Annotated in this window: 14 protein-coding genes and 3 pseudogenes; 10 read left to right on the top strand and 7 right to left on the bottom strand. The window is 56.2% G+C overall.

Going from position 1 to position 13,814, the window contains the following annotated elements; all coding sequences use genetic code 11:
- Positions 1-732: pseudogene (locus FJV80_RS33685) on the top strand (calcium-binding protein); the annotation flags it as partial.
- A 516-nt stretch (positions 733-1,248) separates the two neighbouring features.
- On the opposite strand, the gene FJV80_RS33695 reads toward FJV80_RS33685, so the two are convergent.
- Together FJV80_RS33695 and FJV80_RS35515 are read right to left on the bottom strand one after the other, a co-directional pair.
- Positions 1,249-1,557 (bottom strand): hypothetical protein, encoded by a 309-nt coding sequence (locus tag FJV80_RS33695; RefSeq protein ID WP_095774488.1) that lies wholly within the window; start codon positions 1,555-1,557, stop codon positions 1,249-1,251.
- A gap of 416 nt (positions 1,558-1,973) precedes the next feature.
- Positions 1,974-2,804: a pyridoxamine 5'-phosphate oxidase family protein gene (locus tag FJV80_RS35515; RefSeq protein WP_246689111.1), complete on the bottom strand. Its 831-nt coding sequence runs from the start codon at positions 2,802-2,804 to the stop codon at positions 1,974-1,976.
- A gap of 296 nt (positions 2,805-3,100) precedes the next feature.
- On the opposite strand from FJV80_RS35515, the gene FJV80_RS33710 reads away from it, so the two are divergent.
- On the top strand, positions 3,101-3,325 hold the full coding sequence (locus tag FJV80_RS33710) for a hypothetical protein (protein ID WP_095774490.1): 225 nt from the start codon (positions 3,101-3,103) through the stop codon (positions 3,323-3,325).
- Positions 3,326-3,525: 200 nt separating this feature from the next.
- Here FJV80_RS33710 and FJV80_RS33715 read toward each other — a convergent pair whose 3' ends face one another.
- Positions 3,526-4,302, bottom strand: a complete 777-nt coding sequence (locus tag FJV80_RS33715) for a hypothetical protein (protein WP_142878450.1) — start codon at positions 4,300-4,302, stop codon at positions 3,526-3,528.
- Between the two features lie 452 nt (positions 4,303-4,754).
- Between FJV80_RS33715 and FJV80_RS33720 the strand changes: the two genes are divergently transcribed.
- Positions 4,755-6,062 (top strand): cytochrome P450, encoded by a 1,308-nt coding sequence (locus FJV80_RS33720; protein ID WP_179296036.1) that lies wholly within the window; start codon positions 4,755-4,757, stop codon positions 6,060-6,062.
- Positions 6,059-7,051, top strand: coding sequence for a glycosyltransferase family A protein (locus FJV80_RS33725; RefSeq protein WP_095789553.1), 993 nt, complete (start codon positions 6,059-6,061; stop codon positions 7,049-7,051). The genes FJV80_RS33720 and FJV80_RS33725 overlap by 4 nt, the downstream gene beginning before the upstream one ends.
- A gap of 107 nt (positions 7,052-7,158) precedes the next feature.
- Here FJV80_RS33725 and FJV80_RS33730 read toward each other — a convergent pair whose 3' ends face one another.
- Both FJV80_RS33730 and FJV80_RS33740 read right to left on the bottom strand, forming a co-directional pair.
- Entirely contained in the window at positions 7,159-7,461 is a 303-nt protein-coding gene (locus FJV80_RS33730; RefSeq protein WP_095789552.1) for a hypothetical protein, read from the bottom strand.
- A gap of 514 nt (positions 7,462-7,975) precedes the next feature.
- Positions 7,976-8,167, bottom strand: a complete 192-nt coding sequence (locus FJV80_RS33740; protein ID WP_095789551.1) for a hypothetical protein — start codon at positions 8,165-8,167, stop codon at positions 7,976-7,978.
- Between the two features lie 1,810 nt (positions 8,168-9,977).
- On the opposite strand from FJV80_RS33740, the gene FJV80_RS33750 reads away from it, so the two are divergent.
- The 6 genes from FJV80_RS33750 to FJV80_RS33780 all read left to right on the top strand — a co-directional run bounded on the left by FJV80_RS33750 (position 9,978) and on the right by FJV80_RS33780 (position 13,388).
- Positions 9,978-10,859, top strand: a complete 882-nt coding sequence (locus FJV80_RS33750; protein WP_185973336.1) for an SRPBCC domain-containing protein — start codon at positions 9,978-9,980, stop codon at positions 10,857-10,859.
- Between the two features lie 224 nt (positions 10,860-11,083).
- The gene (locus tag FJV80_RS34800; RefSeq protein WP_179296034.1) at positions 11,084-11,257 is read left to right on the top strand and encodes an RNA-binding protein; all 174 of its coding nucleotides are present in this window, start codon (positions 11,084-11,086) and stop codon (positions 11,255-11,257) included.
- 323 nt (positions 11,258-11,580) lie between these two features.
- Entirely contained in the window at positions 11,581-11,781 is a 201-nt protein-coding gene (locus FJV80_RS33760) for a hypothetical protein (RefSeq protein ID WP_095789547.1), read from the top strand.
- 85 nt (positions 11,782-11,866) lie between these two features.
- Positions 11,867-12,133 (top strand): hypothetical protein, encoded by a 267-nt coding sequence (locus FJV80_RS33765; RefSeq protein WP_095789546.1) that lies wholly within the window; start codon positions 11,867-11,869, stop codon positions 12,131-12,133.
- Between the two features lie 6 nt (positions 12,134-12,139).
- Entirely contained in the window at positions 12,140-12,358 is a 219-nt protein-coding gene (locus FJV80_RS33770; RefSeq protein WP_095789545.1) for a hypothetical protein, read from the top strand.
- 844 nt (positions 12,359-13,202) lie between these two features.
- On the top strand, positions 13,203-13,388 hold the full coding sequence (locus tag FJV80_RS33780; RefSeq protein ID WP_142878453.1) for a hypothetical protein: 186 nt from the start codon (positions 13,203-13,205) through the stop codon (positions 13,386-13,388).
- A 57-nt stretch (positions 13,389-13,445) separates the two neighbouring features.
- Here FJV80_RS33780 and FJV80_RS35520 read toward each other — a convergent pair.
- Positions 13,446-13,661: pseudogene (locus FJV80_RS35520) on the bottom strand (hypothetical protein); the annotation flags it as partial.
- Positions 13,662-13,704: 43 nt separating this feature from the next.
- Positions 13,705-13,814: pseudogene (locus FJV80_RS35525) on the bottom strand (ATP-dependent DNA ligase); the annotation flags it as partial.

A 13,814-nucleotide genomic window follows, 5' to 3' on the forward strand; every position in this document is an offset into this window, starting at 1 on the left:
ATGCTGGACCACTGGGCCAAGGTAGCGCCATCGCCCGCCTTCGACTATGCCTATGCCTGGGGCTCTCAACAGGGCGATACCGCGCTTGGCGACTCGCCGGCGCTGCAGGCCTTATTTCAGCAACATAATCTCAGCAGCGCCGCAAGCGCCCCCACCATCCCTCCCCCGAGCATCTCTGGGACCGCTAGTACCTCTAGTACCTCTAGTACCTCTAGTACTCCTAGTACTCCTACCAATACCTCCGGTACCCACGGCAGCCCTGGCACCGCTAGTACACCGAGCACTCCAGTTGTCGCCAATTCCAGCGATGGTAGACATCATGATTCTGACGGTGCCGATTTGATCCACGGAACCGACGGCGTCCATCATGTCGCCAATGCCAGCCACTGGACGACAGAGTCGGCCGGTGTCGGCGGGGGCATAGGACTCGCCTCACTGGCCGATGCCAGCGGCGATGCCTTCGCATTCGATACAGCTGCTCTTACGGCCCGGAGTGCCGACCGCCCTGTGGACTTCAGCGTCTCCCAACAAAAGTTTCATCTCGACCACGCTTTGGGGCTTCACACCGGCGCTCCGCCGAATGGCGCCCTCGCCGCCGGCATGGGCACGCATGATGGTAGCGACCATATCATCTACAACAGTTCGACCGGCGCGCTCTCTTTCGACAACCACGGCAACGGAGGTGCGCATCACATAGAGTTCACCCATTTTCCTGGTGCCTTTATGACTTGAAAGGGCCTTTAGGATGGCCAACATCGACCCGAATAGAAAGGCCGACATCGACCGAAGCCTCGCAATTCACTCTTTGACCAAGTCTATGACCCTTGAAGAGCGTTCGAGAAGAGATATTGGCCGCCTCGGCATGGAAAGTTCGCTGGCGAACGTGTGGGGGCGATCTGGACGCAGGCGCAGGTTGCCCCTGAAGCATCATCTTGCCGCCACTACCGCCTGGCCCCCAATGAATATCGCGAGAAGTGGGGGCTGAAGCCAGAGTGGCCCGAACTATTCGGCCCAAAGATCGGCATTGCCGAAGTCGAACGGGCTCGGGCGCAAAGCAGTCGCCCAACCTTCCAACAAGCGCGGGCGGAGAAATCCGCCTCGGGAGATCTCTCGGCTGCCGCATCGCAAGAGCGAAAATGCAAGAGAAGCAGAATTTTCGTGTGCAATATGTGCACACGAACTCCGATAACTATTTGATCTTGTTTACCAATACTCCCCATCCATCAAACAAGCGCACCGTCGAAGGTTCTATAGGCGCGTTATGTTGGTCGCCCTCACGACAATATCGTTCTGGCGGAATTCCTCGGCGAGCTTCCCCTTCACTGTTTGCCAATATGTGGCTTCCAGAGTCTCGGCCATGACCTCGAACAATACGACCTCATCTTGGTGACTGCTGCCGCGGCCTTCGCGCCACAAGCCATTGGCCGGCGAACGCATGTAAGCGGTCGCACCGCCAAATTTCTCGGCGAGTCGTTCTTGGACTTCACGGTAGAGCGTCGTTGGGAAAGGTGTCCCGGAATTGTCACTCAAAGGGAGCAGTATTTCCACCAGTACCATATTCAAATCCTTTGCGCGTCAGCCTGATAATGACATTCCAAAGGGGAAGTTCCGTTGACGCAGCCTCCGCCGTCGGTCCTGTTCGACGCTTGGCCCGGTGCTCTGCCGCCGCCGCGGCCTCCTTGGCCGCTTCAAGGCCCCGGGGGAGATGACTTCGTCCTTTTCAGGGAGCTCGCGACCTGGTCTTGCCACGCGTTGGTGATCTCACGAGTGAACACCTCCAATCAATGACAGCGCACTTCATCGCCGCTACAAGGTTGGAGTGTGCCCGGCTGGCGGCGCCTCCTGAATGGACCACCAAATCGCCGAACGGGAGAACGCCAAAGTCAAGGCGCTGGAGGGCCTCCGATATGCTTGTGCTTTTGTCGCCGGGTTGGTGCTCTGGTGCCGGCAATGGCCGAGGATAGGCTGAACAATCAGAGATCGACTTTGACGTTGTCGCCAACGTCTGGCTTCGAGCCCGTGACAGCGGCGAATACCATTTTCGTCGTAGCAACGACCAAGCCGGGGCTATCCCACAACTCGCCTTCGTCAGGTTTGACAGTTATCAGTCGGATTTCGGGATCGTCAGCGTTGTCCCACCAAGCCGCGTCGGTTTTCTCCCAGAGATCGGTAATTTTCTTTCTGTCATTGGTCACCACCGCGGAGCCGGAGATGGTGACGTATTTGTAGTGGCTGCTGTCACTCCAGGCCAATGTCACTTTTGGGTAGGTCGCAAGCTGCTTGTTCTTCTCGCTGTCGTCGTTGACGAGGAAATGGATCGCATTTTCTTCTCGGGAGGCGCGTGCGGAGAGCGGACGCGCACGATTGTATTGGCCGTCCCACGTGACAAACATACAAACGTCGATTTCCTCGGCGAGTTTCCAGATTCGGTCCGTCGCCTCGGCGGGTGTCAGCTTTGTCTCTTGCTCTCGACGCTTGGGCATAGGATGTCCTCCAGGGTGAATGTGCTCGCTTACAACTTGCGTAGCGCGGCGACGTTCCACCTCGGAAACTAAGCAGGGGCGGCTCGCGATCGCTTGCCGGGGGGACCAGCCGTGAGTCTTCGCTTCGAACTGGTTAGGAATAGGATCGCGCCGGGAGGCATGATGCAGAGGTTCACCGTTGAGTTGATATGCGACGGCAAAGCGGTGAAACGTGCCGTAATACTGGCTGAAAACGTTGTTGAGGCTGCCAAGGTATGGGGGCCAGTGACAATCCCGTTCGGCGATGAGCCTGACATGGGCGAATGGATCAGGGTAACTCATCCCGGTGGCAGCACGACAACTTGGTTTGAGCAGGATCGTTAAGACAGCGCGACAGACCGGTTCGGGACCACCGAGTTGCCTCGGTCGCAACATGGCTGCGATTTTCGTCGATCGACAGAGCAAGGACCGCAATTTGTTTATCTCGCGACCTCTTTCCGGCGTCTGCGCGTCGCTAAGGGTTGGTCGAGCGAAAGCACACGGCGCAAGCGGCGTCCACGTGGCGTGCGTGAACGCGCGATAAGTCCAGGGAACAGAAGCTCAAATCCGAACGTTCTAATGCGATAAGGAGCATAGAAATGTTACGCCAAATCGCAACTGCGGCAGCGCTGGTCATTCAGTTTTCAGGTTCGGCATTTGGAGACACGGCTCAATATTGGCTGGCCAAGGATGCCGTTTCGAAGCACTGCGAGGTGGTCCCGAAGAAGCCTGACGGAACCTTGGTCATAGCCCTTACCAAGGCCACGTATAAAACCGAGGCGGAAGCGAAGGCGGCCTTGAAGAAGCTTCCAGTTTGCAAGTAAAGCCCCCATCCGCGTGATCCCGGCGTACCTCCAGCTCGATTGCAAATGAGGTCGCAGCAAACGGTTTTGAAGAGTTCATGGTCAGAAAATTGCCCCTCCTGGAGTAGCGAGCGATCTGAGAGCTTGGCATTCATCGAAATGCACATGATTTCAATACGAATCACGGTCACAAACCGCCAAGGCGAACGCAGCCTGTCCAATTACATGTCAGCCCTGAGCTTTAACACGAAATCCCTTAGTTCGTAGCCGCCCGCCATATCCGTCACAGCGATGAATTCATGTCGGAGCCGCTGGAAGATCGTGGCCTGCGGACTGCCATCGAGTTCATCAGCACTTCGACCCAAAACCAGCAAACCGCCATCGGCGACGGTCTTTGTCACGGCCCTGAGCGCGCGTTCGATTTGAAGACGAGGAAAGTTCCTCGCACCAAGGGCGTTCATCACGCGCACGACATCATACCGCCCTGGCGAGGGTGAAAAGAAATCATCCCTGGTTGCCATAAAGCGGCCGTCAGTTTTAGTCTTTGCGATGACCTCGGGATGGAAAAGTGACACGGACGTCGCCCTCGCAAGGCTCGGCGACAACAACCAGGCCAAAAACTCATTTGCTGGCTTGTTGGTCAGTGCGATCGCACCAAGCGCGACCTGAAGGAGAACGTGGTCGCTGTCATAGAAGACCCAAAAAATTCCTCTGGGGACCGCGCTGATCTCATTGTAATAGTCGCTTGCCGTTAACCTAACAGGCCGCTCACGGCTTAACCTGTTGAACAGGTCCAGCGACGTAATACCGTCAGACGCCGCCATATCGTGAACGGTGATTTCCTTGTCCATCGGCAGGCGCCGAGCGGCCAATAAGATGGCAGCATCCAGGTCCAAAAAACGGTCGGGCCGTGTCGTTTTCGACGTGAACGGCCCGCCGGACATGGAGGCAAGTATGCGTTTGCGCTCTTTGGCGGTCGGCGTCGAAAGCAACTTCACAAAAGACGGTGCCAGTATTCGCATAGGAAAGCGCACAATGCCCGATTAAGTGCGATGGTGCGACAATGGTGGCGCGTCACAGCCATGGCGCACCCGCTGCGTTTTTTCGCTCATCGGTCTGAACTAACCCTGTCGCCGTTCGTTTAGCAATTGGAAAGAGAGCGGTCAGCTTGATCCTTAGCCGATATCGTAGGTTCATTTTCAAAACCCTCAAAACCGGAAGTTGCAAAAAGGGCGCAAAATCTGTGGGGAGAGATTTCAGGCTGATCGCGCTTCTGCGCGCCAAAGGTCCATTGCGAGCCAGTCGGGATTGTAGCCATTGGTAGGAAGCGAGCAAGGCCGCGAGCTATGCTAAAATGAGTCAGAGCTAATGCGCTGCAAATGGAGTGGATGACACCAAAGGTCGGTCTCGATTGAGGGAACGCGCACCGATAATCCAGGGGATGACATTAATGGGCGCTGCGAAGAGACATCTAGTAGACCGCTTCAAAATCGCCAGCAAGCTAGGCCAAGCCCGACTGCAGGGAATGTTCACATCCAGCCGACTGGCTCCTGGAAGCATCATTTCAGAGAGCACCGGGTCGCCACGTGACCAGTTTCATCTTTTGGAACTGCACCGCCAATATGGCAACATCTTCACCACTTGGTCGGGTGGAAAGCTCACGACCTGCATTGTCGGGCATGAACTAGGCTTGAGGTTTCTGACGGAGAACAAGGCCAAGCTGCGCGCCGCAACTATCGATATGACCCCGATCTTTCCTGAGGGCTTCTTAAGAGCAATGGAAGGAGAGACACACGTTGATTATCGGCGCATGTTTTTAGCTGCTTTTCGAGCCGTTTCCCTTGAAGGTCGCAGCGCAGAGCTTCGGGCTATCCTTCACGGCCGCCTGACCCAACTGACCACCGGCGAAGGCCGAGTGCAGTCGGCTGCAGCAGCCCAAATTCTTAAGCAGGCGTCGACGGCGGTGATGTTGCAGATCGTCCTGGGCGCCAAAGACGGATCCAGCATCGCTCGTGAACTAACAGACGCGTTCAATGATTACGCCCCAAATGGCATGCATATTGTCATTACGCCCACCGAGCACGCGAAGTACGCGCGTATCAGAGAGTTGGTGCTTACATTGGCGAATGACCTGAAGGAGGCGGAAGGGCCGCCTTCGAGCCTGCTGGAATGCATGGTACGATCCCAGATGCTCGATGACACGGTCGTCGGCAACTTAATACACATGACCGAATTTGCTCGTTATGATTTTCACGGATTGTGGCGTTGGATACTTCTCGAACTGGCTGGCGAGGAAAATTACCTGAATTCGATAGCGGTCGAACCCGACGCTGCGCGACGCGAGATGATGGCGAAATCAGCCGTTTCCGAAACTCTTCGTATGCAGCAAAGCGAGTTTATCCTTCGAACTGCCACGACGTCGATCGTTTTTGAAGGCTTCCTTGTTCCCAGGCGCAGTCGGGTCAGAATCTGCATATGGGAAGCGCACAGGGACGCGACCCGGTTCGTCGACCCGGATGTCTTCAAGCCTGACCGTTTCGTCGACCGAAAATTCTCAAGTGCGTCCTATGCCCCGCTTGGACTGGATCACCACCGATGTCCGGGCGCCAATTGGACGCTTCAGTTGGGCGGCATGCTTGTCGAGGAACTCGCAGAAAACTTCACCGTCAAGCTGTTGAATTATGGAACTGTCGCCAGAGGTCATTTTCATTATGAGCCGGGTCCCGACTCGCAGATATCGTTGATGGCAAGGCGATGATCCGCGAACCGCGTGCTAAGGCCATGACCCGCGTTTATATCGGCATCGCCTCAAGAGATCGACCGAGGATGGTTTCGGAATTACTCGACTCGATTGGTCGCCTCGAGATCGAGGCGGACCTTGAGTTAGCAATAATCCTTGTCGAGAATGGCAATGGCGAAGTCTTGCGGCAAGCAGTGGAGCGATTTGCGTCAACCTGTGCCCACATCGAGATTCACCACCTCGTCGAACCCCGCCTGGGCATTGTTTATGCGCGCAACGCCGCTCTCGACTTTGCTACCGATTCGGATTTCGAGGGCCTTGCGTTCGTTGATGATGACGAGCTCGTCACGCCCCGCTGGATTCTCGAACTCTTGGCGGAACAACATCGCGGCCAATACGACATTGTCGGAGGACCGATCAGGGCATTTCCCGACCCGCTCCCATTGACCTTCTGGAATCGGGTCGTTTGGAAAGGTCTGTCGTCGCGCGTTCAGCAGGTGGAGCAAACATGCGCCGCTAGGAAAGCCAGCGGCCAAGAGGCACAGATTGTCCTGTCAACGAACAACTGGCTTGCCAGCCTGCCTTTTGTTCGAAAGGAAAACCTCCGATTCGATGAGCGCTATAATTTAACCGGAGGAGAAGATACGCGTTTTCTACGTGACGCATGGAGAGTTGGCGCCAAAACGGGGTGGGCGCCCGAGGCAGTCGTTTGTGAGCAGATTGTTCGCGCGAGGTTGTCGCCATGGTATCAGATAAAACGAGCGCGCGACCACGCCCTTGTTTCCTTATCCGACAAATCCGATCGTCGACGCGGGTCGAAATGGATCCGTGCGCCTCTGTCCGCGCTTTTCAAACTACTTTCGGGGTTGGTTCTATTGTTGCTCGCGCCCTTTACCGGGGGAGCGACATTCTTCAATGCGCTAAGAGCCTTAGGCGAAGCAGCTGGGCGGGTTCAGGGTCTCTTGGGCATCAAGAGCAAGCATTATAGGTTGACAATGGGCAAATGACAGGGCCGTCGGCGGCGTGGTGCTATTATCGCGGTGGACAAATGCGGGCCGGAAAGTCCCTCTTGAAGCGTGGATTTGTGGCATCTCTATTTTGCGGCTTGCGGTTGCTAGGCACGATGCGCGATCAACCATACAAGCAGGATGAGAGCCGCACCGAAGGCAACCAGCGTATAGCCCGCAAGGAGTAAAAGGACGGGGAAATAGTCACTGCGGCAGGCTGTCAGGATCTTGCGTACTAGAGGGTTCTTGTTCGCTTCAGTCGCCTCAGCCGGTCCTGACTTGGTGGCCGCCTTGGAGTTCTCAGCCGCCTTCAAAATCCCGTTTGATATATGGGGCGCCACCAACGGATCATCGGATAGATGGTCCGGTGAGACCGGTTTGGCGAAGATTTCAACGCCCTGTGTGCCCATCGGCTAGTAAGCGTCTTTCCTGAATTAAGTTCCCTCGAGAGCTTCGACTTCAGGGCCGCGCGAGTAAGAATGGGCCTTCGGTCCGATCAGCCTGCGACTGAAGTCCGTCGTCAGGAACCATCCCGCCGGCGGTGAGTTCGGAAACACATGGGTTGGGAGAACTTCGGAATGCCGTTGTGCGATGAATTGAGCGACGTGACGATGGAGTTCCACTGTCCGGCCTGCTCATCCCCTATGGCAAGGCCTGGTTCCTGGCTCCGCACAATCGGAAGCTTCAGATGCGACAGCTGCAAAGCCATGGTGCGCATAGGTTATGAAAAGAAGCTGTCGATCTTTGCGCGCTACCTGAAAAACCGGCACCAGCATGGCGCCGGGGTGGCGCCATCACACCCGCAGGATAGATCAATTCCGCGGTTTACTCTGCATGGAACATAAAATCTGGCGGCCCAACGGTGGATGACTTGAGGCAACAAGGCTGCGTTGATGCCTGGTTTCCACACAGACGTAGAGCGCCCTAAAGCCGCATGACCTCATCTAGCCCTAGCCGGATACGCTGACCTTCCGCAAAGGACAGCGCATATTCTTCCACGTCAAATGATCGGGTAAGTTCTTGGTCGTTTTCGGTGACGCGAACGAGCCATTCGCCAGAGACTTCCGCCACTTCGACACGGGCCGACACATTGCGGAGCGGGACCACGTTATCCATCGCAAGCCTCCCGAAAGCAAGGGTAACGTCGCTTTTTATAAGGCTATCGAAATCGTTCGATCAAGTGGGATTTTGCGGGCCTATGGCTGGCTCGTCGTCCGGCGATTCGGTGACCTGGCTAACCGCCACCTCCCAAGGGTTGTGAACCGTAAGTTGCTGAATGAAGCATTGGGCATGGTTGCCCGATTCGGCAGGCGAGACATCGTTTCGTGGACAGACTTCTTGAAGGCATCGCGCACAGCGTCGAGATCCAGAAGGGAAATGAGTTGCTGTTCCTCATCCTGCATCAACGGATATGCCCCGAACAGCAAGTTCCGAGATAAGGAATTGCAATCGCCCGCGCCTCGCGCTGCCCTAAAGAAGCGCTCTCTGGATGGCCACTTCACGCCAAGTCGCGGGAACATTTTAGCCCTATTGAATGTTCAGGTCCTTATGAACAGAAATCTTCTGTCAGCAGATCAATCGAAAGCAGCACGAGCCCTACTGAACTGGTCGCGAGTGCGACTGGCGGCCAAGGCCAATCTAGCGAAATGACGATCAGGGACTTTGAGAACGGCTTTAGGAAACCGCGTCCCCACAACATCACCGCCATGCGCCAAGCGCTTGAGGATGCCGGCATTGTCTTTTCCATCGAAGGCACTCCATCGCTAGCCGGCTCCGCAGATGTTGGCTGCCGCGCACCGATAAGAGAATCTGGCGCCGCAGGTCAGCGAAAAGTATAATCGACGCCCACCATTCGAATGATGCCGGCTAACTATAGGTCTGTGCATTTTTGACCCACCTGGCGGCATCCATGCCGTCGGTAAGGAGGCCGGCAGTTCAATCTCCCTCGATTGGACTGCCAGGTCTCCTGCGTTATCGGTCCGAGTTGGGCCACCGCTGTCGGGCAGGCCCGGCATGAGTTGCACCCAAAGTTCCTAGGGGGGATCCGGCCTTAGTCGACTTCGATATTTTTCCGGGACCGCTTTTTCGCCGGCGGCCGCCTTTTAACCGGAGCCGGCCTCTCCGTCGGTTTTTGCCCTAAAAGAGGTAGCGCCCCGCAAGCGCTCCGTCTTTGCATTTCGTGATTTCGTCCCCGCCTCGATTAATAACTTAGCCTCTCGATCAGCGCGCTCGATGCGCTCTTTGTCGATCCGTCGTTCGGTCAAGAGAGCCTCCCTTGGCTAACTGACCTATGAAATTATCGCTCGCTAAAATTGTTCCTTCGTTGGTCTCCGGCGGCCCATTTCGTGACCGCCGCGACGATTTCGAGCGCTCCCGCAGGCTTGACTAGGAACGTACCCGATCGGAAAGCGCCGTCGATCTCTGTCGGTGCTAAGCCGAATGTAAAGCGAAGTAACGTCATCTGCGTGAAGTTTCTTTGCGACATCAATGCACTGGCGATCGCTAAGGAGAATGTCTAGAACTGCGACATCCGGCCGGCAACTATCTAGGAAATCGACGGCTTCGGCGCATGACCTTGCGCCGCGGCGAGAGATCGGGCTTCCGCCAGCGAGACCTCCAGGTCCCAACCTGACCGAACTCCGTCTTCAAGCACAAGCACAAGGGACGGCCGCATTTGCGTAGGCTTAGCTGGCCTCGCGAATGTGTCAGTACCACCCATTTTCGGGTAGTGTTTCCGTTTGAATCTAGCGCGGCGCGTGTCGTACCCAATACGAATTTCTGTACGCTTGGCGGAAAGCATGGAGATTTGTCATGAGATCGACGGTCAGCAAACCTGAGTACACCACGGATTGGATGGATGCCTCACGAAAATTAGTCGCTGTGAACCACTCAATCGAAGAAGCAGGTTGTAGAGGAGATGTATGCGATGGTCGCCTCTGATGTACGAGCTAGAGTTTCCGTACATCTGGATGCGACGCCTGAGGCAGTCTTTGATGCGTGGGTCGTCCCCAACATGATGGAGCGATGGTTCTTCAAGTCGCCTAGCAACGATATTACCGCGCTGACGAGTCCTGTACCTGGAGGGTCCTACTCGATAACTGAGTATTCGTCAGGAAAAGTGATCGCACACAACGGAAATTACTCCGTGGTCGAACGACCGCGGCGGCTGGCCTTCAGCCTAATGGTGCCCAAGCACTTCGCGGGCGAAGCTCAAATCGACGTGACGATCGTTCCAGATGGTCGGAAAACACGATTGGACTTCGTTGAGCGAGGCGCGGGTCCCGACGATGCACAAGCAATTTGGGAAGAGATGCTTTCCAATTTGGCCAGGGTCCTACGGCATGACCCAGACGGCAGGCAGGAAGACGGTGCTGACATCTCAAATCTCGCGACTCTGGATGTCCTCGTTGGAGGTTGGAACACGACCATCAAGATGTTGGGAAGCGATGACGACGGCACCTTATCGCACGCCGAAGATGTGTATCGTTGGATGCCCGGCAACCGGTTCCTCCTCCACGATGTTCACGCCGTACTTAAGGACGGCGAAATGACCGGACTGGAAATTATTTCGCCATCAGGACGCCCTGGGGAGTTCGCAACCCGCAGCTATGACAGCAATGGGCACATCCTCGATGCGCGTATGACCCTCAACGAAGGTAACTGGGAATCAGTGAGCGAAACGCAACGGTTCAGGGGGCGTATCGCTCAAGACGGTCAGTCCGCGAACGGACAGTGGCAACGTCTACGATCTGGACGGTGGGAGCCTTGGATGCAAGTTGAATTGCACAAGAAGAATCAGGCCGACTAGTTCGGCGGAGTTTTGCGTTTCGGCAGGATGAGCATGCGCGGTAATAACTCCTGGCCCCAACGCCGGCAAGAGGGGTAAGCGTGGTCCCTGGAAATCGGATTGTCCTAACGAAACCCGTCGCAACAAAACCGGTTGTATGAGATAATGCTAATAAGGCTCGCTTTAGGGCGCCGGCCATGTCGTTAGCGCGTTGCAGTGGTGTCTATTGCCCCGCTGATCTGGACATGCTCCAGCGCGTGTTTGACCGGCTGTGCGAAGAACGTCGCCTGGCCAAAAAAGACTGCGAGCAACGAGAATACCTGGCTGCGGAAACCTTCCAAGTTTTTGATGACGCGACACAGGAAGAGGCGGGCTTGTGGCGGGCGCTTTCAAAGCGCCGCGCCACCAAGGGCGCATAATTCAATATTCAAACTGTGAGGGTGCTGCATAACGTTAAGCCATCCCGGTGCCGTTTGCGACAGCGCCTCGGTTCTCACGCGCACGCCGCGCAAACCACTGGGGCGTTGGGGGACCACTTCGGATTTTACGCGATATCGCCGACGCTGCGTCATATGCGATAGCGAAAGGACAGTGACACTTGCGACGGTACCTAAAGGCCAGAAGCTCGCCGCCGATCTGCGCTGAGGGTTTCTTAAAAAGGGCCGCGCTTGCGGGGGCAATTGAGCCGCGAGGAACTTGCGCTGATCAATGACGTTTAGGGCTCGGCACCGGCGAGGAGCCCATGACGACAAAGTACCATATCGATGAAATGCAGGGTGACGAAGTTGTAGCTCGGCACATTGCCCACGGCGCGACAGCTTTGGAGGCTGTCAGCAAAGTTATGACCGGACCGTTCGTCGTCAGAACTGTGCAGGCTCATTGGTTCCGCGTGGTGGACCAGGGACGGCGAGATGTTTTCAAGTTCGCGGTCGGCAGAGATTAATTAGCTTCCGCTAATCCTTGACGCCGTTGGATGCCGCACCAGAATCCTTGCATTCAGCATCAAGGTCGGCGACGAGGTGGCAATAATGGCGACGGTGCTTAAGCGCGTCACCGAAGACCGCCTAAGCGTCTCGATCCCGAGCTACAATTTTCCCCATTCGATTGTCGATCCGGCCACTAAGGTGGTGAAGGGTCAGCAGATCGAGCTAACCGGCGACGTCACGCGGATCGACGGTGACACGGTCACGGTCACGCTTGGTACAATGGTCACTGTTGATCTGGACAAGGTGCGGCTGGTTCACAGCCACGTCCCGCCCAAGAGGAAAAAGGCGCTGATCGATGAAACTGGTTGACGCACTATGACCAAGCTTTCAGACCTTGGCCCGCTTATTCCCGGCAAGCGACACGGCAGGAAAACGGCACGAGAGGTAGATCACTTCTACTCCTGTCCCTACTGCGGGCAGTCGGTCGACCAGCGCAACCTGCGCCAGGTTCTATGGCATGCACAGGCATGGCACGAGCCGCTCGACCCCGAAGATGGCGCGACAATCATTATGTTCCCGGACGTCAGAAGATAACGCCAATTTCGACCGAAATTTACCAGAGCTACGGTTAGTTGATGCTGGTCCAAAGGCCCAGCCTCAGGGTCGCCGGAGCATTCCCAACGGCGGTTCTCGCGGCAGATTATTTTCGGCCAGATCGGCAAGCAGCCTGATGACAGTTTTGGCATCTTCCGACTTACAGGAATAGTATCGCATGGCGCTCGGCGTATTTTCATAGGTGCCGGCCCGACCCTACGTGTTCACTTCTTCTTCGGAGCGTCAGCCGGTTAGCGAACGTGATGCCGCCTGGGTCGCTGACTTAAACGTCGATGATGCCATCTTCGTCCCAAGTCCACACGTAGTGCACACCGTTTGGCGTAAGTGGCACCGTCGGTTCGGGTTCGGGGAAAAGGCCGACACAACCGGCCCGCTGCTTAAGCCAGCTGCCATTTTTGCCCTAGCGACCGTGACAGCCTAGGCATTGGGATGACTGTGCCGCGGAACGGGGTAGTGGGTGGGATTTCACGCGCACGATGTGTTCTTCTGAGCCGCTTGCGTGGATGTCCAACCTCCAAAGACTGCTGCGCCTGTTAGACCGAGTAGAAGGAGCAGTGATCGGCTACAACATCGTGATGAAATCATCTCCATGTTTGCATCTCCTATATTCGTCACGCGTGAATGTGTGCGAGATGGCTCATATTAGCAGACATGCATTTACTTGGCGCCGGGCATTTATCGATCGCGGAAACCGGCCAGCGCGCGTTCCTGTGTCCGCCCTCCTACACTGGCGAAGCGCTTCGCGCGTCATAGTGGCTCCTACATGGCTGCGAAATAGGCTGGACTGGTATATGTTCTAGCCGGACGTATGGTGAGCAAAAAAATGGCCTACACTGTCATTTGGTACGGAAGACAGGGCATTGTCGACAAGGAGACCTTCGACGCTGAGAAGATGGCGAAGGATCACGCGATCTCCATGTTCCCGGCCCGAAAGGGTGACGATGGTGTCGTTTCAGTCGAGGTTCGCAAGGAAAACGGCGCTGTCGTGTTCAGTCATGCGGAGAATTAGGACTGTGCGTGGGTGGCCACCTTCGCGCCGGGCCGCGTCCCCATCAAGTCGGAGCTCCACGGGTCCAGTCGTGTTCCACCTGATGAACTCGACTTCCTTGCCAGTCACTGCCCGGACGGTCTTCAACAGCACCTCATACAGGACACGCGTTGCTCGGTAGTGGTCGCAGTGCGGCGAGATAAACGGCTTGATAATGCTTAGGTGCAGCGCTTCCGCTGCCACCAGAAAGCATATCGCCGCAACCTCAGGATTATATTCCTCATCCGGGTCTATCGTGTAAGAGCTGATTGCAAGTTAGTTGAGCCGGCGAACGCTATCACTGATCCCAGAAATCCTTCAGCGTGGCGTGGCGTAGCTTTTCCTCGCCCTTGAGGAACCGAACGCGTCCGACCAGCCCAGGCTTCAGCCACTCAGCCTTGGCCTTTT

Origin of the sequence: Mesorhizobium sp. WSM4310 (assembly GCF_007003935.1) — a bacterium.
Lineage (GTDB): Bacteria > Pseudomonadota > Alphaproteobacteria > Rhizobiales > Rhizobiaceae > Mesorhizobium.